The organism is Mesorhizobium sp. B263B2A (assembly GCF_020165775.1).
Lineage (GTDB): Bacteria > Pseudomonadota > Alphaproteobacteria > Rhizobiales > Rhizobiaceae > Mesorhizobium > Mesorhizobium opportunistum.
Window position 1 is genome coordinate 872,497 of record NZ_JAIUIU010000001.1, and the last position, 22,820, is coordinate 895,316.

Here is a 22,820-nt window from a genome sequence, read left to right on the forward strand (position 1 = left end):
GGAAGCGACCATGGAACCAATCTGGGCCGTCGGCCTGATGACCGGCACCGTGCTTGACGGCAACATCGACGTCGCGCTGATCAAGACCGATGGCGAGCGCATCGACGATTTCGGCACCTACCGGCTGATGCCCTATCCCGCCTCGATCCGCGCCCTGCTGGAAGAGACGCTGACGGCGGCGCGGGCCTGGAATTTTGTCGGACCGGAACCGGCGATCTTCCGCGAGGCCGAGGAAGCGCTGACGCGCGCCCAGTCGGCGGCTGTCAAGGAATTGGTCGAAGGCTATGGCATGACGATGGCCGATATCGGCGTCGTCGGCTTCCACGGCCAGACGGTGCTGCATCGCGCGCCCCAGGCCGGAAGGCTCGGCCAGACCCGGCAGCTGGGCGACGGCGAACTCATGCACGCCTTGCTGGGCACCAAGGTTGCCTATGATTTCCGCTCGGCCGACATGCGCGCCGGCGGGCAAGGCGCGCCCCTTGCCGCCGCCTATCACACCGCGCTGATGCGCAGCGCCGGCGCCAGCGGCGAGGTGGCCGTGCTCAACCTCGGCGGCGTCGCCAACATCACCTGGTGGGACGGCGCCGACAATGTCGTCGCCTTCGACACCGGCCCCGCCAACGCGCCGCTCAACGATTTCATCAAGTCGAAGGGGCTCGGCGAAATGGACCGCGACGGCGCGCTCGGCCGTGCTGGCAAGGTCGACGAGGCCCGGCTCGCCAAGCTGCTGGAGCATCCTTATCTGACCAAGCCCTATCCAAAATCGCTGGACCGTTTCGACTTCGGCGCCGCGATGGCGGACGGGCTGGACGCCGAGGACGGCGCAGCCCTGCTCACCGCCTTCACTGCGGCGGCCGTCGGCAAGGCGCTCGACCTTTTGCCGAGCCGTCCGAAAAGGCTGGTGGTCAGCGGCGGCGGCCGTCACAACCCGACGATGATGGCGATGCTGGCCAGCCGCGCCGGCGTCGAGGTGGTGCAAGCGGAAAGCCTGGGATGGAGCGGCGACGCCGTCGAGGCCGAGTGTTTCGCCTTCCTGGCGGTGCGCGTGCTGCGCGGCCTGCCGATCAGTTTTCCGAGCACCACCGGCGCGCCGCAACCGATGCGCGGCGGAAAGCTCGCCGGTTAAGCCAGTTTCTTCTGCAGGAAGATGCGGCTGCGGCCGACCGGGAAATCGGCCAGCGTTCCGAAGGGCTGGTAGCCCTGGCGCTGATAAACCTTGGCGGCGTTCGGATTGAAGGTATCGATCCAGGCGTTCCTGCAGCCGCGTGCAACGGCTTCCTGTTCGGCCGCGTCCAGCATCTGGCCCGCCATATGTTGGCCGCGCAGCCTTTCGTCGACCCACAGCCACTGCACGTAAAGCCAGCCCCAGGCCGTGTAGCCCGAGATGCCGGCGACGACCGCGCCGTCCTCGTCGCGCACGAACACCGCCAGGGCTTTCCTTTCGGAAGCCCCGACATCGCCGTCGTTGAACGCAGCCAGGCGCTCGCCGAGAAAGGCGAGTTCTTCCGGCAAGGGCTTGGCCGTTGTTTCAAGTGTCGTGTTCATGGCTCTGTCCGAATGCGGCGTTGGGTAGGAAGCGTTACCAGGGCGGGGCAATATTTACGTCTGTGCACGAACCGAGTGTTGATCCGGGTCGCCGCCGTTGCGGAAGTCCGACGCGGCGATGCCATAGCGCTTGAGCTTGTCGTAGAAAGTCTTGCGCGGCACGCCGAGCGCGTCGATGGCGCCGCGCACGTCACCGCCATGATCGCGCAGGGCTTCGCGGATGAGCTGCGCCTCGTAGTGGCCGACGCGTTCGGGCAACGGGGCCGCCGGCTCCGGCGATCTCGGAGAAGCCGCCCTCGCCTCATCGTCCGGGCCTAGACCGAGCGCGACGCGATCGGCGAAATGGGCGAGTTCGCGGACATTGCCGGGCCAGGCATGCGACTGGAGATGATCGCTCACCGCGGCATTCACCCTGGCGACCGGCCGGCCGAACCGTTCGGCGGCCTTGCCGAGGAAATGACCGAACAGCATCGGGATGTCGCCGCGCCGCTCGCGCAGCGGCGGGATGCGCAGCGTCACCACGTTGAGGCGAAAATAGAGATCCTCGCGAAAATCGCCGCGCTGGTCCGGCCGGGCGAGATCGACCTTGGTAGCCGCGACGACCCTCAAATCGATGCGCCGGACATCATTCGAGCCGAGCGGGGTGAGGCTGCGCGTTTCGAGCACCCGCAGCAGCTTGACCTGCAGGGCCGGCGGCATGGATTCGATCTCGTCGAGGAACAGCGTGCCGCCGCTGGAATGCTCGATACGGCCGATGCGCCGCCGCTGCGCGCCGGTGAAGGCGCCCGCCTCGTGGCCGAACAGCTCGCTTTCTATGACGGTCTCCGGAAGCGCACCGCAGTTCAGCGCCACGAAGGGTTTTGCGCGCCGCCGGCCCCACCGGTGCAACAGGTCCGCCACCACCTCCTTGCCGGTTCCGGTCTCCCCTTCCACCAACACGTCGACATCCATGTCGGCGATCTGGCGCAAGGTTTCGCGCAGCCGGCTGATGGCTGGCGCTTCGCCGATCAGCGGCAGGCCGTCGGCTGCCTGGGCCGCGGCTTCGCGCAGCCGACGGTTCTCGATCACCAGCCGCCGCTTCTCCGAGGCTCGTCTCAGCGCCTCGACGAGACGATCGCCGGCATAGGGCTTCGGGATGAAATCGTAGACACCGTCCTTGAGCGCGGCCACCGCAAGATCGACGTCGCCATGCCCGGTGACCAGGATCACCGGTATGTCGGGATCGATCGCCTTGATGCGATCGAACAGTTGCAGCCCGTTCATGCCGGGCATGCGGATGTCGCTGACGACCACGCCGTCGAAATCCCGGTCGACGACAGCAAGCGCCGCCTCGGCCGCCTTGAGCGCGACCACCGTGAAGCCGGCAAGATCGAGCAATTGCGTGGTGGCGTGAAGCAGGTCGGCATCGTCGTCGACGAGCGCCACCAACCCTTGTTTCTGCGTCATTCGATCCGCCTCAAGTCGATGGTGAAGGATGCGCCGGTGCCATTGCCGGGGCCGCTGTCGCTGCCGCGATCGAGCCGCAGCGTGCCGCCCAACTCCTGGGCGATCTCCTGCGAGATCACCAGCCCCAGCCCAAGCCCCTTCTCCTTGGTGGTCTGGAACGGCATGAACAGATTGCCGGCCGCTTCAGGACCGAGGCCGGGACCGTTGTCGCGCACCGAAATCAACACCCGGTCGTCCCGCTCGGCGAGTTCGATCTCGATGCGGGGATCGGGCCGATCCTTCATTGCGTCCAGCGCATTCTGCAACAAATTGACCAGGATCTGCTCGAGCCGGATACGACTCGCCATGACCATCGGCGAGGCGTTGCCGAGCGGCTTGACGATGGTGACGCCGGAATCGCGGATACGGCCCGACAGAAGCGACAGCGCGCCGTCGATCGCCTCGCGCACCGGCAAGGGCGAGGCGGCGACACCGGGCCGGCGGGCGAAGGTGCGCAGTGTGTTGGTGATGGCGCCGATGCGTTCGGTCATCGAGACGATCAATGTCAGATTGCCGCTCGCCGGTTCTGTTTTGCCGGTTTCGAGAAAGCGGCCGGCATTCTCGGCATAGGTACGGATCGCGGCGACCGGCTGGTTGATCTCATGCGCCACGCCGGCGGCTATCTGGCCGAGGATGGAAAGACGGTTGGCCTGGGCGAGATCGTCGCGCAGCCGGCGGACCTTGGCTTCGGCGCTCTCACGCTCGGAGATTTCCTCGGCGAGTGCCGTGTTGGAGCGCGTCAGCTCGGCCGTCCGGGTGCTGACCCGGCTTTCGAGCTCTGCATTCATGCGCGCCAAGGCCTCCTGCCGCAACCGGCGCGTACGGCGGCGCCGGGTGAGCACGTAGACAAGCAAGCCTGTCAGCAACAGCCCCAGCAGCGTCGTCAGGCGCGCCGTGTTGGCGGCGGACGAGAGGGCGGCATCGGCCGGCGTCAGCAGCCAGAGGCGCCAGCCGGGGACCGCACCGGGCAGATCCTGCACCACTTCGACGAACTGGCGCGATTTTCCAGAGCCGTCGATCGTCGCCAGGCCGTCACCGGCACCACGCCGTATCGGCAGTGGTTCGAAGGCCGCATCGGCCAGCTGAAGCTGCTCATGCGCGGCGGCCGTGGCGTCAGTGGAGAGCGGCGCCAGCGCATGAAAGCGCCATTCGGGCTGGCTGGTGGCCAGCACGACGCCGCGTTCGTCGGTGACGAAAACAAGGAAGCCGCTGGAGCGCCAATTGGCTTCGACGCCGTCGAGTTCGACCTTGAGCACCGCAACGCCAAGCGGCTTGCCGCCGTCGTCGACGCGGCTGGCCAGGTACAGACCGGGCTTGCCGCTGACCGTGCCAAGGCCATACTGGCTGGCGGCGCCCTTCGCCATCGCTTCCTGGAAATAGTGCCGAAAATTGTAGTCGATGCCGACAAAGCTCGCCGGCTCGCCGGCATTGCTGGCCGATATCGCGATGCCGGCCGTATCGATGACATAAATGGCGGACGCCGAGGCATCGCGGGCGATCGCCTTGAGCTTGTCGTTGAGCGCCGCTTCCTGCATCTTTCCGGCCCGGCGCAGCGCTCCGCGCACAGCATCGTCACGTGCCAGCACCAACGGCACCAGGCGCTGCTTCTCGATCTCCCCGGTCAGCGTGCCCGCCGCCAGCGGCAGGGCGGCAAGCGCTGTGTCGCGCAGATTGTCGGCCGCCTGGTCGGAGGCGATGCGCCCGGCAATGGCGATCGCGGCGGCCAGAACCGCAAGGGCAATGACGACGACAAGCCAGCGGCCATCGCGTAGCCGGGCCACCGCCTCGCGCAGCAAGTCACGGCCGACGGTCCCCACCTTGCCGCTATCGGTGCCTGCTTCCGGCGCTGGCTTGTCCATTTGTCCTCAGGTCTTCGCCGCCAGTGTAATGCGAAATTCCGCCCAGGCAAACGCCACCTGTGCGGAAACCCGCACGGGTATTTGCCGAATGGGCGCGAACAACGCCCGAAATCCGGGGATTCCGGCCTTTCCGCGATCTGGCACGGCGCTTGCAAAATTCTCTCCAGCGGCGTGCGACCGGAGCGCCGCGATGGGAGAAGTCACGCAGGGCGGGTTCCGTCCATCCGGCCAGGGAGAGTTCGATGCACATCGCAGATCAATCGGGCGCGCCTGCCGCGCAGCGCAAGCCCCTCTATGCCCAACTCTACGTGCAGGTTCTGGTGGCGATCACCGTCGGCATCCTGCTCGGCCACTATTATCCGTCGATCGGCGAGAGTATGAAGCCGCTCGGCGACGCCTTCATCAAGCTGGTCAAGATGATCATCGCCCCGGTCATCTTCCTGACGGTGGCGACCGGCATCGCCGGCATGAGCGACCTGCAGAAGGTCGGGCGCGTCGCCGGCAAGGCGATGCTCTATTTCCTCACCTTCTCGACGCTGGCGCTGATCATCGGCCTTGTCGTGGCCAATGTCGTGCAGCCAGGCGCCGGCTTCAACATCGATCCGGCGACGCTCGATGCCTCGACCGTCAACACCTATGCCGCCAAGGCGCATGACCAGTCGGTCACCGGCTTCCTGATGAACATCATTCCCGGCACGATCGTCGGCGCCTTTGCCGATGGCGACATATTGCAGGTGCTGTTCTTCTCGGTGCTGTTCGGCATCGCATTGGCGCTGGTTGGCGACCGCGGCGCGCCGGTGCTCAACTTCCTTCAGGCGTTGATGGCGCCGATGTTCAAGCTGGTCAGCGTGCTGATGAAGGCCGCCCCCATCGGCGCGTTCGGCGCAATGGCCTTCACCATCGGCAAATATGGCATCGGCTCGGTCATTAATCTCGCCATGCTGGTCGGCACCTTCTACGCGACGTCGCTGCTGTTCGTGTTCGTCGTGCTGGGTGCCGTCTGCCGCTACAACGGGTTTTCCATCCTGTCCTTGATCCGCTACATCAAGGAAGAGCTGCTTTTGGTTCTGGGGACCTCCTCTTCGGAAGCCGCGCTCCCCTCGCTGATGGAGAAAATGGAAAAGGCCGGCGCCAAGCGCTCGGTGGTCGGGCTGGTCATTCCGACCGGCTATTCCTTCAACCTCGACGGCACCAACATCTACATGACGCTGGCGGCGCTGTTCATCGCCCAGGCGACGAACATCCATTTGTCGATCGGCGACCAGATCCTGCTGCTGCTGGTGGCGATGCTTTCCTCGAAGGGCGCCGCCGGCATCACCGGGGCGGGCTTCATCACGCTGGCCGCGACGCTTTCGGTGGTGCCTTCGGTGCCGGTCGCCGGCATGGCGCTGATCCTTGGCGTCGACCGTTTCATGTCGGAGTGCCGGGCGTTGACCAACTTCGTCGGCAACGCCGTCGCCACGCTGGTGGTCGCGCGCTGGGAAGGCGAACTCGACGAGGCCAAGCTGGCGAGAGCGCTGGCGGGCACGGCCGACGACAGCCTGCCGGCGGATATCGTTCCCGCCGAGTAATCCGAACGGTGCATCACAATGCAAATGGCCGGGGGCATCGCTGCCTCCGGCCATTTTTTCATGCGCTGGCAACGTCAGGCGGTTTTGCCATGCGGAGCGAGCGCGCCGCGCAGCTTGAGCTCAGCCCTTGAAGTCCCTCCTGATGTCCGGATAGGTGCTTGGACCGACAGGCATGCGCGCCGCCAGGCTGCCATCATCGAACAGGACAAGGCTGGCCGCGCCAACCAGACCGGCGTGGCGCCCGAGCTGGGCCTCGACAACCGGCACGTCACGGTAGGCGCGCATGGCACGCTGCCGGATGGTCGCTTCGATGACGGGCGCCATCAGGTCGAGGCCGTTGGCGATGCCGCCGCCGACAACCAGCACGTCGGGCGAATAGAGATGCAGGAGATTGGTGAAGCCGACGCCGAGCCAGCGCGCCTCCTCCTCGAGCAAGGCCACAGCGAGGTCGTCCTGCAGCCGCGCGGCCTCGACCACGTGGCGGCCCGTCACCTCGGCGTTGGCCGAGAGGCGGCGCAGCGTCGAGCCGTCCCAGGGAGCCGTCGCGGCATTGGCGCGGCGGCCAAGCGCAGTTCCCGAGGCGATAGCCTCGAAGCAGCCGACGACGCCGCAGACGCAGCGTTCGCCCTCATTGGTGATGGTCATGTGGCCGATCTCGGCGGCAAGGCCACGGCGGCCGTGCAGGATGCGGCCGTCGACCACGACGCCACCACCGATGCCGGTCGAAACGGTGACGAAGACCAGCGAGCGCGCGCCATGACCGGCGCCGAAGCGCCATTCGCCGAGCGCTGCCGCGTTGGCGTCGTTCTCGAGCCGCACCGGCAGGCCGAGCCGGCGCTCGAGGATATCGGCCAGCGGCACGTCCTGCCAGCCGGCGAGTGTCGGCGGCCCGACCGCGATGCCGGCCAGCGGATCGAGCGGCCCTGGCGCACCGACGCCGACACCGACAATGGCGAGCCCAGGCGCCTCGGCGTGAACGGTCGCGGCCAGCGCCTCGATCTGGCCGATCACCACGTCGGGGCCGGCCTGCGCCTGCGTCGGCACGGCCGAGAAGGCCAGGATCTTGCCGTCACGGTCGACCAGCGCGGCACGAAGCTCGGTGCCGCCAAGATCGATCGCGAGGGCGGCTTCAGTGGTCATGCGGCAACCTTCAGCCCATGCAGCCAGCCGATGCGGCCGGCCAGATCCTTGTCACCAAAGGCGAGCGAACCCAGAACCACGGTCTCGGCGCCCGCGGCGCGCAACAGCGGCACGGTCTCGTGGCGAATGCCACCGTCGGCGGCAAGAACCACGGCCGCCTCACGGCCGGCCTCTGCCAGGATGGCACGGGCAGCGCGCAGCCGGTCGCAGGCTTTCTCAGACAGGCCCTGACCCTTGACCCCGATAGCGGTGCCGAGCAGCGTGACGAAGGCGACCTCGGAGACGAATGGCGTCACCGCCTCGACCGGTGTCTCCAGCCTGAGCACGACGCCGGCTTCGGCACCGAGTTCACGGGCCAACCGCACGGCGCGCAATCCCGCCTCGCCGTTTTCGGCGTGGACGCTGATCATGTCGGCGCCGGCCTCGATGAACTGCCGTGTCTGCGCCTCGACGATACCGGCATCGACCATCAGATGGACATGGATGGGTTTCGCCGTCAGCTTGGCGATGCGGGAAACCAGATCGGGAAAGAACAGGAAGGATGGCGCGAAATGACCATCCGCCACATCGACGTGGTGAAGGTCGACATAGGGCTCGATCCGCCTGAGATCGCTCTCGATATTGGCGAGGTCGGCGGACCACGATGAGAATTCGGCGATCATGCGGTCGCGCGGCAATGCGGCGATGGCGGCCGGGCCAGAGAGTGGTTTCGAGATCATGATGGGTCCTGGTTGTTGAAATTCATGTCGAGAAAGCCGCCGATGGCGGCACGGATCTCAGCGAAATGGCGGTCCTTGTCGGTCGCCTTTGGTGTCACTTCGGCGAAGATCGCGTTGGGGATGATCTCAGCGAGCTCGCGGGCGGTCGCCAAGGAATGGACGAGATCGAGGCCGCAGCCGATGACGAGCGTCGGGACGGCAAGCGCGCTAGCGGCAGCCCGCGAGACGCCGGGCCCGTCGGCTGCGATCGCCTGCATCACCTCGGCGAAGACGGTGGCGTTTTCACGCTCGAAGAAGCCGAGCAGCGAGGCGAGATTATCCGGCGCCTCGCTGCGAAAGCGAGCCGCAGTCGCGGAGGTTGCGAAGGCGTCGCGCGCCTCAGTCAATGGAAGCCGGTTGATGAGTTCCGCAACTTCGACGTAAGGACGCATGTTCCGTGGCGCCGCGTCGAAGGCCCAGGCAGGCCGCACCAGCACTAAGCCAACGACACGGTCGGGGTGGCGAGAGGCCAGCTGCAGCGCGATCGCCGCGCCCATCGAGATGCCGCCGGCGACGAAACGGTCGAGGCCGGCGGCATCGGCGGCAGCCAATACGTCGCCCGCGAACATCGCTATCGAGAATGGACGCTTGCTGCCGGCGCCGGAGCCACCCTGCGCACGGCATTCGACGGTCAGCCGGCGGTATGATGGTTGGTCAGGAAAATTCTGTGCCACCTGATTGGCATCGCCGCCGAGACCATGCTGGAAGATAGCGGGAAGCCCGCCCTGCCCCGTATCGAAGACACGAAGCGCAGCATCATCGCGAAGCATGATCGTCGGCGCCGCGCCCATCAAAGCAGCCCGCGCAGGAAGGTGGCGACGCCGGGGGCCTCGTCGGCAGACAGCCCGTGAGTGACGAGCGCCCCGTCGAAGCCCACGGTCTTCAGACGCGCGGTGAAATCCGGGAAATCGACGATGCCTTGCCCTGCCGTGGCGAAGCGGCCGTCACCATGCCGGTCCTTGGCGTGCGCCATGGCGATGTGGCCCGCCGCCTCATCGATCGCGGCGGCGACGATGGCACGTGCTTCGTCAGGGCTCGCGTGTTCGAACAGGTTCGCCGGATCGAGCACGATCTTGAGGTGCCTGGATCCCATGTCGACAATCAGCCGTGTTGCATCCTTGGCCGAGGTGACGATGTTGGCCTGCTCGGGCTCGATGCCGAGATCGACGCCGGCGGTCTCGGCCAGCGCCAACGCCTTCGCCATCTCGACAGCCATGTCGGACCAGGCGGCCGGTGTCGCATTGTCGGGGTGATAGGCCCATTGATCGGCGGCGTTGCGCGAGCCGGTGCAGAGCGTGACCAGCGGAATGCCGAGGACCGCCGCCGTCTCGATGACGACACCAAGACGGCGAAGACCGTCGTCGCGCACGGCCTTGTCGGGATGCGCCATGTTGTAGGTGCCCGAGAGCGCAGCGAGCGAAACGCCTGACGTTTGCGCGCCGACCCGGATGTTCGCAACAGCATCCGCCGGCACGGCATCGGGCATCGACGGCAGGCCGGCGCAGGCGAGATTGAACTGCGTCGTCTCATAGCCCGCTTGCCGCACCGCCGTTAGCACGGCGGCCGGCTCGGTGCCGGCAAACGTCTTGGCGAAAATGCCGAGATGCATCAGATCGCACCCGAAACCGACGCGAGCTCGACCCGTTCGCCCGTTTCCACCGAGCGGGCAATGGCGACCATGGCGCGGATCGAGGCAATGCCGTCGTCGACATTGGCGCCGCGCATCGGTGTGCCGTTGAGCACCGTGTCGGCAAGACCCTCCAGCTGGCGGCGGAAGAAATGGCCGTCGGCGCCAAGCGGTTTTCGCGAGGTCGCGTCCTTCTCATGGAAGATGTCGACCTCGCTGGCCCGGAAGTACCAAGGGTTGAATGTCTTGGCGATGACGGAGCCGTTCTCGCCATAGAGCTGGAACCCTTCGTGCCAGTCCATGCGCACGGCGACGGTGAGGTCGAGATGGCCGAGCGCACCGCTGGCGAATTCGGTTTCGACGAACCAGCAATAGGCGCCGAAGCGCTCGTTGAGGCGCGCGCGGACGGCAGTGATCTCGCCGCAAAGGAAACGTGCCGTATCGACGAGATGCGAGCCGTGCGCCAGCATGAAATATTGCCTGAGATCAGCCTTTGGATTGCCCGCCGGCTTCTTCGCCAGCTTGCTGGTGACCGGCAGCGGCTGAATGGCGTCGGTGTTGGTGTAGCGATGGGTCGAATCGCAGTACCAGGCCTTCAGCGCCAGCACCTCGCCCATCTCGTCGCGGACGAAGTCGCGCGCGGCCTCCAGCGCCGGGTCGAAGCGCTTCATGTGCCCGACCTGCAGCACCTTGCCCGAGCGCCTGACCGCCTGCGCCAGCGCCTCGCCTTCCTCGACCGAGGTACCGATCGGCTTTTCGCAGAGAACATGCTTGCCGGCGTCGAGCGCCTTGATCGACATCGGCACGTGATAGGCGTCCGAGGTGGCGACGATCACCGCTTCCAGTTCGGGATCGGCGAGCATGGCGTCGTAGTCGGCGTAGATCTTTTGCGGCTCGTAGGTGGCGCCCATGCGGGCGAGCAGATCGGGGGCCGCGTCGCAGATGGCGTAAAGGTCGGCGTTCCCGGCCTTCACGCAGGATTGCAGATGCGCGAACTGCGCGATGGGCCCGCAGCCGAGCACACCAACCCTGAGGCGTCTGTCTTGTTTCTTGATCATCGTCTCGTTCTTCAGGCGCCGTAGCCGCGCATTGTCTGTCGGTTGGTCTTGACCGCGCCGGCGGGATCGGCGGCGGCGGTGTCGGATTCCTCTTCAAGCACCAGCCAGCCGTTGAAGCGCGGCGCCGTGTTGGCGATCTCGATGACAACAGGCGTGTCGCAGACGCCCTTGCCGAGCATTGCCCAGGTGCCGTTGGCGTCGACGTCCTTCAAATGGATGTAGCGGATGCGGTCGCGATAGGTGCGCAGCGTGTCGGCCATGTCCTTGTGGCCACGCAGGATGTGGCCGGTATCGGGCACCCAGCCGACCAGATCGGGGTCGAGAAGCGCGAAGATCGTGTCGTAGTCGGCGCGATCGAACAGCAGCGTGTTGTGGTGCGAGCTCGGATGTACCGCCACCTGGACGCCGGCCTTGCGTCCCAGTTCGCCGGCCTTGTTGTAGACTTCGGCGGCGGTGGCGAACTTGTCGCCACGCGGACCGTCGGACACGACGGTCGCCGACCCCATCGACACCAGCGCGCCGGGGAAGGCGGCGGCGAAGTCGATCCAGCGTTTGGCAGCTTCGAGATCGGAGCCGATCTCATCCTTCAGTGTAAAGCCACTGTCCGAGCCAAAGGCGAAGGAGACCAGCGTCAGCCCGGACGACCTCAGCGCGGCGGCGAACTCCGACGGCTTGCCGGCATAGTGGCCGATCATGGTATCGGTGATCTCGATGCCGGCATAACCGCCATCGGCGATCGCCTTCAGCAGATCGTCGGGGCCGCCGGTGAACCGGTCTCCCAGCATTTCCCAGGTGAAGGTCTGGCAGCCGACTTTGAGGTCTTTCACGTTCGTCCTTTCATTCCTTGATATTCCTTGATGCGCCTTGCGTCAGCCGTTCGATGATGTAGCGCTGATAAGCGAGGGCCCGCTCCTTCTCCTTGGGAGGGGCATCCTACTTGACCGAGCCTGCGGTCATGCCGGCGAGGAAGTACCTCTGGGCAACGAGGTAGATGAGCAAGAGCGGTAGCGAGCCGAGCACGCTCATCGCCATCATCTGGTTCCATTCGAAGGCGTGCTGCCCCATCAACAGCTGGATGCCGATCGGAACAGTGCGCATGGACGTCGACTTCGTCAGCGTCAGCGCGAAGAGAAATTCGTTCCAGCACAACAGGAAGGTATAGACCGACGTCGCCACGATACCAGGCAGTGAAATCGGGACGATCACCCGCCAAAGCGCCGTCCAACTGGTGCCGCCATCGACAGCCACGGCTTCATCGAGATCGCGGGGCAAGGTGTTCAGATATCCCGTCATCAGCAGGATCGCGTACGGCAGCGTAAACACCAGGTAAGTCAGGATCAGCGCGACGTAGGTATCAAAAATACCGTATGAGACGACAAGCCCGAAGAAGGGGATTAAAAGTGTGATCGGCGGAATCGTCTGCGTGCTGATGATGATTGTGTTCAGGCTGCCCTTGCCTCGGAAGTTGAAGCGGCTGAACCCGTAGGCGGCCAGCAAGGCGATCAGCACCGTCAGCACGGTCACCGCTCCCGCCACGAAATAGCTGTTGAAGAAGAAGCGCAGCTTTACCGGGTCGCCAAGGATGGCAGCATAGGCTTCCAGCGTGAAGGCCTTTGGCAGGATGGTTGGCGGCAGGGCAAAGATTTCGGTATTCGATTTGAACGAACTGCTCAGCATCCAGTAGATCGGAAATGCCGCGAAAAAGAGTCCCGCTGCAAGCGCCACATGGAGCGCGACGGTGATCAGCCTGTCTTTCGGCGTATGCCTTTTCCTCATGGTGACTACCGAGCCTTTTGATAGCGGATATAGAACAGCGTCAGGCCGAGAGAGATCAACAAGATGACTACCGCGCTCGCCGAAGCCTGCGACAGGTTGTAGCTCGAAAACGCCAGCTTGTACGTGTAGGTGCTGAGGACCTCGGTCGAGTAGATCGGGCCACCGCCCGTCGTTATCCAGATCAACGGGAAGACCTGCATGGTCCAGATGAAGTCGAGCAGCGAGATGCTGATGATGATCGGCATCAGCTGCGGGATGGTGATGAAGATGAGCTTCTGGTAGGCTTTCGCCCCGTCGATATCGGCCGCCTCGTAGAAATCCTTGGGAATGCCCTGCAAACCCGCGAGCAGGCTGACCATGAAGAGCGGATAGCCCGCCCAGATGTTGGCGAAGGTGACGGCGTGCAGCGCGGTCTCGGGCGAGGAAAACCATTCGACCTTGGAGCCGATGATGCCGAGTTGCATGAGAATGCTGTTCACGACACCGTTCGGCTCGAGCAGGAGGCGCCAGATCACGGCGATGATCACCGCGGTGAACAGCCAGGGCAGTATGTAGAGCACGCGCAGGATATTGCGCAGCGTCGGATTGATGCGGTCGCTGTTCAGCATGAGCGCGAAGACCATGCCGATGGTCATGTGGAAAATGACACTCATGCATGTGAAGTAGAGCGTGTGCCACAGCGAGGCCCAGAACACGGGGTCGTCGAAGATCGCCTGGTAGTGTTTCAGTCCGGCAAAGGACGGGTCACGACGCAGCACCGCGCTGTTCTGGAACGAGTAGGCAATCACCGTCACCATCGGCAGCAGCATCAGAAGCCCGATTATGAGCAGCGAGGGCGACAGATAGAGGTAGGGTGCGACCGCTCGTTTCAGCTTGTGGTGGGATCGCTTTTGCCGGGTCATGTGCCAACCTTGGGATACGCCTTCAAGAGAAGGTGAGCTTCGAAAACAGGTCCATCTCAAATTGCCGATCCGTTGTTGCCGGGTGGCCTGCCCGAAGTCAGGCCACCCGGCCCCCCCCCCCCCCCCCCCCCCCCCCCCCCCCGAAGATAGCAAACGGGAACAGGCCGATCAGAATTTCGCCATCCAGCCCTTCTGAGCGGCGGCTGCGGCTTGTTCGGGAGACTGTTCGCCGGCCAGCATCTTCTGGGCTTGTACGTCGAACTGGGTCATCAGGTCTTCAGCCACCGGCAGGCCCGTGAACTCATTGGCGAGATAACCGGTCTTGAAGATTTCAAAAGCCTTGCCGAAAGCCTTGTCCGAGGTCACGAAATCGGGCTTGGCGTTGATGTTGCCCGGGAAGGCGTTTGCAAGCGACACGAGCTTGGCGTTGACCTTTTCACTCATCAGATATTGGACGAGTTTCCAGGCCTCTTCCTGATGTTTCGACGCAGCAGAGATGCCGATGCCCCAGGAGGCATAGGGAAGGCCGCGCTTGCCGGTATAGTTTTCCACGACCGGGACCGGGATGAGGTCGAAGTTCAGCTTGGGATTGCGCTTCCGGATGAGGTTCACATGCGCGAGCGAGTCGATCATCATCCCGACGCGGTCGTTGACGAACTCCTCGACCTTTTCCTGCTCGGTCTTGGTGGCGATGCCGGGCGAGATGGTGCCGGCGTCGTTGAGCGATTTGACGAAGGTGAGCATATCCACCACCGGCTTGCCTTCAAGGTCCGGCTTGCCGTTCGCCATCATCGACTGACCCGAAGCCCAAACCCACGACATCATGTCGTTCTGGACGCCGGATGGCGTTTGCAGCGACAGGGGCAGCACCCAGCCATACTGGTTCTGGTCGGCGTGCGTCATCTTCTTGGCGGCTTCGAGAAACTCCGCGCGGGTGGACGGCAGCTTAGTCACGCCGGCCTTGGCGGCGAGGTCCAAGTTCACGAAGACCGGATAGACGAACGAAGCCACGGGAAACATCACCGCCTTGCCGTCCACCTTGATGATGTCCGCGACTTGGGCTTTGTCGAACTTGCTCGCCTCCATCATCGGGTTCATGTCGGCGAGCGCGCCCTGCGCATTCAGATTGTTCACCCAGGCACCGTCGAGACCGACGACGTCGCTGAGCGTTCCGGTTGCAGCACCAACCGAGATCTGGTCTCGCGTGGTCGCGTAGGGCCCGCTGACCAGCGTCACCTTGATGCCGGGGTTTGCGGCCTCGAACTCATCCATGATTGACCTGAGCGAGCCAGCCGGCAATTCGGGCTCCCACCATTGGGTGAATTCCAGCGTCGTATCCGCCATGGCGCCGGTTGCGCCAAGCAACCATGCGGCCGCGGCCATTTTCAGCATCGCGGGTTTTATACGAAACATCATTTTCTCCTCCTTCTTTAGGATCGACCGCACAATGCGCCCGATCGTCTGGTTATTCAGAAGTCTCCTTATGCGGGGTGCCTCACCCTCACCCGCGGGTCTCGTCGCGTATATTCAGATCGCCAGATGCGTCTCGGGATCGAAGAAATGGAGCTTGGCGTCGTCCAGGGCCAACCTGATTTCCGAACCGGAGCGGACTGTGCTGACCGGTTCGAACCTCGCCACCGCATTCGACGCCAGGCCGAAATCCTGCACCGCGTCAGGGTCGCCGGAGTCCACCCGAACCGCGTCGATGTTGAGATGGACGATATGTTCGGATCCGAGTTCTTCGATCGAGGTCACCCTTGCCGGTATCGTCTGATACTTGCGGCCGGATTCGAGGCTGCTGTCGTAGAGATCCTCCGGTCGTATCCCGAACACGACCTTGCGCCCCGCATACGACCTCAAGCCCGGTCTGCGCACGAAGGCTGCATCCTGCAGCCGGATGACAAAGGCGCCGGACACCAGTTCGTCGCCCGTCAGTGTCGCCTCGAAAAGGTTCATCGAAGGGGACCCGATGAAACCGGCAACGAAGGCGTTCACCGGCGATTCATAGAGCCCCTTGGGTGTGTCGACCTGCTGCAGCACGCCGCCTTTCAACACCGCGACCCTGTCACCCATCGTCATGGCTTCGGTCTGGTCGTGGGTCACATATATGGTCGTTACGCCGAGCTGCTTTTGCAGACTGGTGATTTCGGCGCGCATCTGGACACGCAGTTTCGCGTCCAGATTGGAAAGAGGTTCGTCCATGAGAAAGGCTGCCGGCTCGCGCACCATGGCGCGACCCATGGCAACCCTTTGACGCTGTCCGCCTGAAAGATTCGCGGGTTTGCTGTCCAGCAGAGACGTCAGTTGAAGGGTTTTGGCGATCTCGTCCACGCGCTTCTTGCGCTCGGCCTTCGGCTTGCCTGCCAGGCGCATCGAAAAGGCGATGTTTTCGAACACCGTCATATGCGGATAGAGGGCGTAGCTCTGGAAGACCATCGCGATGTCGCGATCCTTGGGCGGCATGTCGACGACGTCTATTCCGCCGATCCGAAGGCTGCCGCTGGTGACGTCCTCCAACCCCGCGATCATCCGCAAGGCGGTGGATTTGCCACAGCCGGACGGCCCGACGAGAATCAAGAACTCGCCGTCCTCGACCGACAGGTTCAGTTGGTCGATTGCATGAAAATTGTTCCCGTAGGTCTTGCAGATATTCTCAAGAACGACTTCTGCCATATTCCTCCTCCACAAGTCCAAGCCACTGATTTTTATGATTTTCCTCGGCTTATGTTCACCTGCGAGATATTTCCTTGGATAGCTCCGGCTATGTTCCGGTATCGAGCCGCGCATAGTTCAGTTCGACCGCCGACGGCGCGTTCGTCGATGCCAGGAGTTCCGTGACCTGGTCGCCGGTCGGAAGCGCCTCGCGCCCGCCCCGCCCCGTTATCGAAAGGGCTGCCGCCGCGGCCGCGAATGCGACCCGGCCCGCGGTGTCGGCCCTGCGCGTCAATGCAAGGGCATAGGCGCCATGAAAGCAGTCGCCGGCACCGGTCGAATCGACGACTGCAACCCGGTGCGGCGGCAGGTGCCAGAGCCCAGCCTCTTCGCGTCCGCGATAAAAGACACCCCTGCCGCCATCCGTCAGAACCACGGCGGATCGCGACGGCAACCACAATGCATCGAGTATCTCGGCCGGCGACCGGCGGCCCGTGGCGGTCCGCGCAAAGCCGAGCGGAAGAATGAGATGGTCGCAGAGCCCGATCAGTTTCTCGGTGGGTGAGCCGTGGCTCCATTCGATATCGCCGAGGATCGCAAGGCCGAGATCGCGAGCCCGAGCCACGACATCCAGCGACCCGATCCCGTAACCATCGACGATCAGGACGGTCGCGCGGCTGAGGACCTCGTCCGGAAAATCCGGCGCGGTGCCCAGCATCGCTTCGTCGTCATACGCGATGAACCGCTCCCCATCCGAACCGACGGTGATCCGCGAGCGTACCGGGCGCGCGTGCGGGTGGCGCGGCGCGAACGCGGTTTCAACGCCGCTTGCAACGAGGTCGCACAACACGGCGTCGTCGGCGGCATTGCTTAGCCAGCCGACGAACCCGGCGGTGCCGCCAAGCCGCGCGACGGCGGCAAGTGCCGTCGCGACATTTCCCCCGAAAGCCCGGGCACTTTGTAGAACCTTCCCCTTGCCCGCCGACAACGGCTGATCGACATAGACGATATCGTCGATCGCAATAGCTCCGAAGCCGAGGATTGAAGGGACGGCGGGCATCGTTCAGGCACCCGCCCTGGCCAGGGCGTCTTGCGCCGAAAGGCCGTCATGGATGACGCCCCGAAAGGCGATCGCCGCCTTTTCCGGATCGCCATGCCCCCAGAGATTGCGGCCCACCACGGCACCGCGCGCGCCGGCACGGATGGCGTCCGCCGTCTGCTGAAGGGCGCCGAGCAGCGTGTCGGTCTTCGGACCACCGGCGATCACAACCGGCACCGGACAGGTCCGAACGGTCTCTCGAAACGATTCGAAATCGCCCGTGTAACCGATCTTGATCACGTCGACGCCGGACTCGTAGCCGATGCGTGCCGCATAGGCGATCTCGTCGGGGGTGAAGACGATCTTTGCCCCGTCGGTAAAATCGCGAGGATAGATATGCGCCACCACCGGCATGCCGTAGCGGGCCGCAGCATTCACCGAATCGGTCAGCCAGCGTATGTATTTGCCCTCGGTCGCGCCGCGCACCGGAATGGCCACGGCCAACGCATCGGCGCCGGCGCGCACCGCATCCTCGGGCGTTGCAATCAGTTCACTGATGCGATCGTCTGGGGTGAAGCAGCCGGCCTGGATCACTAGGCAAGCCTTGCCCGCATATTGCGGCCACAAATGGCGCGCGGTGCCAGGCTGGATGCTGACGTAGTCGGGTTTGCCCACCATGACGCGTGCAAGCGCGCCCGGCAGGTCGGCAAGACCTCCTTTGCGCACGTCGCCATAGCCGACAAAGTGGTCGACCGCGCCGCCAAAAAGATTGCCCGATGGATGCGAGAAGAGGCGCGCCAGGCGCACCTTGGTTCCGAGGCTCATGGGTCTAAAATTCTCCAATCGATTGTTTTCAAAATCCTGGACCCAGTGTTTGCGAAAGAAAAGACAAATGCAATCTTTCGAAAGCTTTCGAATTCGCGTATTTTTGGTAGAGTGAACCGAGGCCAGCGCGATCGCCTGGCGCATGGAGGCAAGGACAAGGCAATGTTGTCGGAGCAGAGACGCCAATCGATCCTGGGTGAGGTGCAACGCAGCGGACAGGTTCGCATCAAGGACCTGTCGGACGAATTTGGCGTGTCGGAAGTCACGGTGCGCTCCGACCTCGAGATACTGGACCGCAAGGGACTGCTGACCAAGACCCGTGGAGGGGCGGTGACCCGTACGACGGATTCGACCACGGCCGCGTTCGCCCGGCGGATGCAAACGAACCTCGACGCAAAGAAACGCATCGCCCGGGCAGCGGTGGACCTGTTCGAGGACAACCAATCGGTCATCTTCGACGGCGGCTCGACATTGATGCAGGTTGCCATGCTGCTACCGCCCCTCAGCAATGTCGTGGTCGCGGCCACGGCGATGAATATCGTGCAGCACCTGATGCATCGGCCCGGGCTCGACGTTCACATGATCGGCGGCCGGGTCTATCCGGACACGGTGAGCACGCTGATCACCGACGCCGACACCGCTCTCGGCGGCCTGGTAGCGCATCAGGTCCTTGTTGGAGCGCATGCGATTGACTCGTCACTGGATGTGGTCGACGTGAACGAAGACATGGCGCGAACGAAGCGAAACCTCGTGCGCATGGCCCGGCGCGTTGTCCTGCTTGCGGATTCGAGCAAATGGGGCGTCAGCGGAACCTCCAAGGCATTTTCGCTGTCGAGCGTCGATGTCGTGATCACCGACGATGGTCTTTCCGACCCGATACGCAGCCAGCTTGATAGGACCGGAGCCAAGGTGATCTATGCCTGACCTTGTCGCGGTCCCTGGCCGCGACGGAATATCTGTGCGCGCAAGCCCACGGGATCCGCATCGGCAGTCGGCCGTTTTTTCAGGTCTGTCATATTCTCCTCCCAGATGGCTGCCTCCCGATATCGCACCAGCATTATCGCATGTTCTATAAAAAATTTACGCGCGTCAATATTTAAAACGTTGTATAGCGCTTTCCCGGCACGACGCGTTGCCGGCGCAGCGGATCCGGCAGAGCATGGCCAATAGGGAGGACCGATCTAAAATGCAGGCAAAATCAAGGGAAAAACTCGGAATCGGTGTCATCGGATGCGGCAACATCTCGATGACCTATTTGCGCAATGCCGCCCTCTTCGGCGGCATCGAGTTGCGCGCCTGCGCCGATATTTCGGCCGACATGGCGGCGTTGCGGGCCAAGGAATATGGCATCCGAGCACTCGGCGTCGATGCGCTGCTGGCCGATCCCGAGATCGATCTCGTCCTCAACCTGACCATTCCCGCCGCACATTTCGACATTTCGTTTTCGGCGCTCTCAGCGGGGAAACATGTCTTCACCGAAAAGCCGCTGGCGACTTCGGCCAGCGACGGCCGCCGCCTGGTGGCGGAGGTGGCCAAACGCGGCCTGCTGCTCGGCTCGGCGCCGGACACGTTCCTCGGAGCGGCCGGGCGCCGCGCGCGCCGGCTGATGAATGAAGGCGCCATTGGCCGCCCGGTTACCGGCACCGCCTTCATGATGGGACGCGGCATGGAGCACTGGCACCCCAACCCGCAGTTCTACTACCAGCCAGGCGGCGGCCCGGTGTTCGATATGGGCCCTTATTACCTGACGATGCTGGTCAACCTGCTCGGCCCGGTCGCGCATGTCATGGCCATGGCGACGAAGGGCCAGGAAGAACGGCTGATATCAGCCGAAGGACCGTTCAAGAACACGACGTTCAAGGTCGGCACGCCGACCAACGTGCTGTCGCTGCTCGAATTCCGCTCGGGCGCCACCGTCACCTTCGGCGCGTCATGGGATGTCTTCCGCCATTCCAACCACCCAATCGAATTGCACGGCACGGAAGGTTCGCTGCGCCTGCCCGATCCCGACACGTTCGGCGGCACCGTCTCCTTGTCCGAACGCGGCGCCGAGTGGAGGGATTTCGCCAGCGAAGGCGAGCTCTACGGCGCCCGCAACTGGCCCTACGCCGCGCCCGACCGCGCCAATTACCGCATGCTGGGTGTGGCCGATCTGGTGCGCTCGCTCACGACTGGTGCGACGCCGCGCGCGTCCGGCAATCTGGCGCTGCATGTGCTGGAGATCATGGAGGCGGTCCTGCTGTCGGGCGAAACGAAAAGCTCGGTTGCTATTGCCGGCGATGTCGCCCAGCCGGCGCTGCTGACCGAAGACGAAGCAAGCAGCCTGCTCGCCTAGACTCGGATCACCGTCTCACCGAAACGATGATCCTTGTTTTGACGCAAATCCGGACGGAAAACCGTTTCACACTTTTCCTGGAATGCTTCACGGAGATAATGATGACGCTCGACCCCGATGCCTTGCGCGCCCTCGAAATCGGCCGTGCAGCGGGCGGCGAACCATTCGAGCATGGCAGCGTGACTGCCGCGCGGGTAGCCTACAACGCTTCGTTCCCGGCGCAGCAGGGCGAGCACGAGCCAGTCGCATCAACCGTGCAGCTGACGGTCGACGGGCCGAACGGCCCGGTCACGATCCGCATCCACCGCGGCATCGGCGCGCCACTAACCGCAGCGCGCGCCGTGCTTTATCTGCATGGCGGCGGCTGGGTCATCGGCAATCTGGATTCGCACGACGATATCTGCCGCTGGCTCGCCAATCTGGGCAATGCCATCGTGGTCTGCCCCGATTACCGGCTGGCGCCGGAACACAAGTTTCCCGCAGCGCTCGAGGATTGCGCGGCAGCGCTTCGCTTCATGGAGCAGAATGCCGGGGAGCTTGGCATCGACCCGGCCCGCATCACTGTGGCCGGCGACAGCGCCGGCGGCAACCTCGCGGCCGTGCTGGCGCTGCTCGCCCGCGACGGACTGGCGCCACCGCTCGCCGCCCAGATCCTGATCTACCCCAACACCGATGCCCGCCAGACGGCGGACAGCTACCGCCGTTTCGGCGACGGCTTCGGGCTCACCGCCGCCACCATGGCCTGGTTCCGCGACCACTATGTGCGAACGCCCGATGACATCGTTGACTGGCGGGTTTCGCCACTGCTCGCGTCAAGCCTTGCCGGCGCGGCACCGGCGTTTGTCGCCGTCGCCGGCCACGACATCCTTGCCGACGAAGCCACGGCCTATGCCGAACGCCTGCGGGCCCACGGCGTGCCGCTGCTCTTGCGGCAGTGGCCGGGCCAGATCCACGGCTTCGTCTCGATGGGCCGCCACATCAAAGCCGCGCGGCAAGCGGTGAGCGAGGCGGCGGCATGGCTGCAGTTGCAGATGCCCGATCAGGCCGATTGACGCATCACCAGGGTCGCTCCGAGCTTGACGTTGCGTGCCAGGCCTTGTCCGGGCGGATCGGCCTCGTCCAGCAGGGCAAGCAGGATCTCGACGCTGCGGCCGGCCATGGTGGCGAAATCCTGCGCCATCGTGGTCAGCGCCGGACAGGTGTAGCGGCTCAGCGGATGGTCGTCATGGGCGGCGACACGGAAGTCGCAATCGGGTCGGCGACCTATCTTCAGCCCGCGCGAAAAGGCGGCCGCCATGACGCCGAAGGCGAGACGGTCATTGGCGCAGAGCAGCGTGCGGGCCGGCAGGCCGCCATTCTCGAGCGTCTTGTCCATCCATTCATGGCCAATGCGCTCGAAATCCCAGCTGTAGTCGGCCGCCGCCTTGAGCACGATCGGCTCCAGACGAGTGGCTCGCATGGTATCGATATAGCTCTGCAGGCGCTCGCGAGAATTGTGATTGACGTGCGGGATGTCGACATAAACAGGCGGTTCGCCGGATCGGCAGAGATAGTCGACGATGGTCGACGTGCTCTGGTGGTTGTCGTTGCCGACGAAGGGCGTGTCGCCCTCGATATAGGTGTCGAAATAGACGATCGGGATGTCCTTGCTCATCCGCTCGAAGACGCCGGGTTCGGAGACCGATCCGAGGGGAGCGACGATGGCGCCGGCGACCTTCAGCGACATCAGCGTCCTGACCGATTCCGCCTCCAGTTTCGGCGAACCGTGCGAGGAGATGACGATCGGCCAGAAACCTTCGTCGCGGCAGCGCAGTTCGATGCGGCTAACCATTTCGGCATAGAATGGATCGGTGAGCGCCGGCACGATGATGCCGACATTGCGGGTGCGTTTACGATTGAGGTTGCGGGCGAAAACGTTGGGCTGATAGTCCGACGACCGCAGTGCCGCCTCGATGCGCGCCCGCGTCGCCGGCTTCACGCTCGCCGGATCGTCGAAATATTTCGACAGGGTCGGCCGTGATACGCCGGACGCCCTGGCGAAATCATCCATCGTGCGGTGGGTCTTCTCCGCCATCGATATTCCAGGCCCCCTCGTCCTTGCTCGCCAGTCCTTTTCCGGTCTGGCCAGAATCAGTCTTGCGGCCGTTGCCGTGAGGCAGCATTGCTTGACCGAATTTGTTCAGTCAAATTTTCGCGTTTGCAGTACAACGCAGAACCATTGCGCGCGTCAAATTATTTATTGACGCTC

General features: G+C 64.1%; 21 protein-coding genes. 5 read left to right on the forward strand and 16 right to left on the reverse strand.

All coding sequences use genetic code 11. The annotated features are described in order from the left end of the window. Nucleotides 1-10: 10 nt before the first annotated feature. Nucleotides 11-1,126: an anhydro-N-acetylmuramic acid kinase gene (locus LB568_RS04190; protein WP_224729231.1), complete on the forward strand. Its 1,116-nt coding sequence runs from the start codon at nucleotides 11-13 to the stop codon at nucleotides 1,124-1,126. Here LB568_RS04190 and LB568_RS04195 read toward each other — a convergent pair. Genes LB568_RS04195 through LB568_RS04205 form a run of 3 tightly spaced genes read right to left on the reverse strand, consistent with a single transcriptional unit; the run spans nucleotide 1,123 to nucleotide 4,889 of the window. Next, nucleotides 1,123-1,545 carry a GNAT family N-acetyltransferase gene (locus LB568_RS04195; protein ID WP_224729232.1) on the reverse strand — a complete coding sequence of 141 codons (423 nt, stop codon included), beginning with the start codon at nucleotides 1,543-1,545 and terminating at the stop codon, nucleotides 1,123-1,125. The genes LB568_RS04190 and LB568_RS04195 overlap by 4 nt on opposite strands. Nucleotides 1,546-1,599: 54 nt before the next feature. Beyond that, the gene (locus LB568_RS04200; RefSeq protein ID WP_224729234.1) at nucleotides 1,600-2,991 is read right to left on the reverse strand and encodes a sigma-54-dependent transcriptional regulator; all 1,392 of its coding nucleotides are present in this window, start codon (nucleotides 2,989-2,991) and stop codon (nucleotides 1,600-1,602) included. Continuing rightward, nucleotides 2,988-4,889, reverse strand: a complete 1,902-nt coding sequence (locus tag LB568_RS04205) for a sensor histidine kinase (RefSeq protein WP_224729236.1) — start codon at nucleotides 4,887-4,889, stop codon at nucleotides 2,988-2,990. Before LB568_RS04205 ends, LB568_RS04200 begins: the two co-directional genes overlap by 4 nt. A gap of 242 nt (nucleotides 4,890-5,131) precedes the next feature. Between LB568_RS04205 and LB568_RS04210 the strand changes: the two genes are divergently transcribed. After that, a complete protein-coding gene (locus LB568_RS04210; RefSeq protein WP_224689976.1) occupies nucleotides 5,132-6,460 on the forward strand; it encodes a dicarboxylate/amino acid:cation symporter in 1,329 nt (442 codons plus the stop codon). 120 nt (nucleotides 6,461-6,580) lie between these two features. On the opposite strand, the gene LB568_RS04215 is transcribed toward LB568_RS04210, so the two are convergent. The 12 genes from LB568_RS04215 to LB568_RS04270 all read right to left on the reverse strand — a co-directional run bounded on the left by LB568_RS04215 (nucleotide 6,581) and on the right by LB568_RS04270 (nucleotide 18,237). Next, the gene (locus LB568_RS04215) at nucleotides 6,581-7,600 is read right to left on the reverse strand and encodes an ROK family protein (RefSeq protein WP_224729238.1); all 1,020 of its coding nucleotides are present in this window, start codon (nucleotides 7,598-7,600) and stop codon (nucleotides 6,581-6,583) included. Next, entirely contained in the window at nucleotides 7,597-8,319 is a 723-nt protein-coding gene (locus LB568_RS04220; protein ID WP_224729239.1) for a ribulose-phosphate 3-epimerase, read from the reverse strand. The genes LB568_RS04215 and LB568_RS04220 overlap by 4 nt, the downstream gene beginning before the upstream one ends. Beyond that, a complete protein-coding gene (locus LB568_RS04225) occupies nucleotides 8,316-9,149 on the reverse strand; it encodes an alpha/beta fold hydrolase (protein ID WP_224729240.1) in 834 nt (277 codons plus the stop codon). The genes LB568_RS04220 and LB568_RS04225 overlap by 4 nt, the downstream gene beginning before the upstream one ends. Continuing rightward, complete coding sequence (locus tag LB568_RS04230; RefSeq protein ID WP_224729246.1) at nucleotides 9,149-9,967, reverse strand: sugar phosphate isomerase/epimerase family protein; 819 nt, start codon at nucleotides 9,965-9,967, stop codon at nucleotides 9,149-9,151. Before LB568_RS04230 ends, LB568_RS04225 begins: the two co-directional genes overlap by 1 nt. Beyond that, complete coding sequence (locus tag LB568_RS04235; protein WP_224729247.1) at nucleotides 9,967-11,043, reverse strand: Gfo/Idh/MocA family protein; 1,077 nt, start codon at nucleotides 11,041-11,043, stop codon at nucleotides 9,967-9,969. Before LB568_RS04235 ends, LB568_RS04230 begins: the two co-directional genes overlap by 1 nt. Before the next feature lie 11 nt (nucleotides 11,044-11,054). Further along, the gene (locus tag LB568_RS04240) at nucleotides 11,055-11,828 is read right to left on the reverse strand and encodes a sugar phosphate isomerase/epimerase family protein (RefSeq protein ID WP_224729497.1); all 774 of its coding nucleotides are present in this window, start codon (nucleotides 11,826-11,828) and stop codon (nucleotides 11,055-11,057) included. Between the two features lie 148 nt (nucleotides 11,829-11,976). After that, complete coding sequence (locus LB568_RS04245) at nucleotides 11,977-12,819, reverse strand: carbohydrate ABC transporter permease (protein ID WP_023808790.1); 843 nt, start codon at nucleotides 12,817-12,819, stop codon at nucleotides 11,977-11,979. Nucleotides 12,820-12,824: 5 nt separating this feature from the next. Then, the gene (locus LB568_RS04250) at nucleotides 12,825-13,721 is read right to left on the reverse strand and encodes a carbohydrate ABC transporter permease (protein ID WP_013896871.1); all 897 of its coding nucleotides are present in this window, start codon (nucleotides 13,719-13,721) and stop codon (nucleotides 12,825-12,827) included. A gap of 168 nt (nucleotides 13,722-13,889) precedes the next feature. After that, nucleotides 13,890-15,137: an ABC transporter substrate-binding protein gene (locus tag LB568_RS04255; protein ID WP_224729248.1), complete on the reverse strand. Its 1,248-nt coding sequence runs from the start codon at nucleotides 15,135-15,137 to the stop codon at nucleotides 13,890-13,892. A 111-nt stretch (nucleotides 15,138-15,248) separates the two neighbouring features. Continuing rightward, entirely contained in the window at nucleotides 15,249-16,394 is a 1,146-nt protein-coding gene (locus LB568_RS04260; RefSeq protein ID WP_224729498.1) for an ABC transporter ATP-binding protein, read from the reverse strand. An 88-nt stretch (nucleotides 16,395-16,482) separates the two neighbouring features. Then, a complete protein-coding gene (locus tag LB568_RS04265) occupies nucleotides 16,483-17,433 on the reverse strand; it encodes a PfkB family carbohydrate kinase (protein WP_224729249.1) in 951 nt (316 codons plus the stop codon). 3 nt (nucleotides 17,434-17,436) lie between these two features. Next, entirely contained in the window at nucleotides 17,437-18,237 is an 801-nt protein-coding gene (locus LB568_RS04270; protein WP_224729251.1) for a class I fructose-bisphosphate aldolase, read from the reverse strand. Between the two features lie 162 nt (nucleotides 18,238-18,399). Between LB568_RS04270 and LB568_RS04275 the strand changes: the two genes are divergently transcribed. The 3 genes from LB568_RS04275 (at nucleotide 18,400) to LB568_RS04285 (ending at nucleotide 21,624) form a co-directional block, all read left to right on the forward strand. Next, entirely contained in the window at nucleotides 18,400-19,161 is a 762-nt protein-coding gene (locus tag LB568_RS04275; protein WP_023764767.1) for a DeoR/GlpR family DNA-binding transcription regulator, read from the forward strand. Between the two features lie 262 nt (nucleotides 19,162-19,423). Next, the gene (locus tag LB568_RS04280; RefSeq protein WP_224729253.1) at nucleotides 19,424-20,572 is read left to right on the forward strand and encodes a Gfo/Idh/MocA family protein; all 1,149 of its coding nucleotides are present in this window, start codon (nucleotides 19,424-19,426) and stop codon (nucleotides 20,570-20,572) included. Nucleotides 20,573-20,673: 101 nt separating this feature from the next. Next, complete coding sequence (locus LB568_RS04285) at nucleotides 20,674-21,624, forward strand: alpha/beta hydrolase (RefSeq protein ID WP_013896878.1); 951 nt, start codon at nucleotides 20,674-20,676, stop codon at nucleotides 21,622-21,624. Here the strand turns inward: LB568_RS04285 and LB568_RS04290 are convergent. Beyond that, entirely contained in the window at nucleotides 21,612-22,646 is a 1,035-nt protein-coding gene (locus LB568_RS04290) for a LacI family DNA-binding transcriptional regulator (protein WP_013896879.1), read from the reverse strand. The two genes, LB568_RS04285 and LB568_RS04290, sit on opposite strands and share 13 nt — an antisense overlap. Nucleotides 22,647-22,820: the final 174 nt, after the last annotated feature.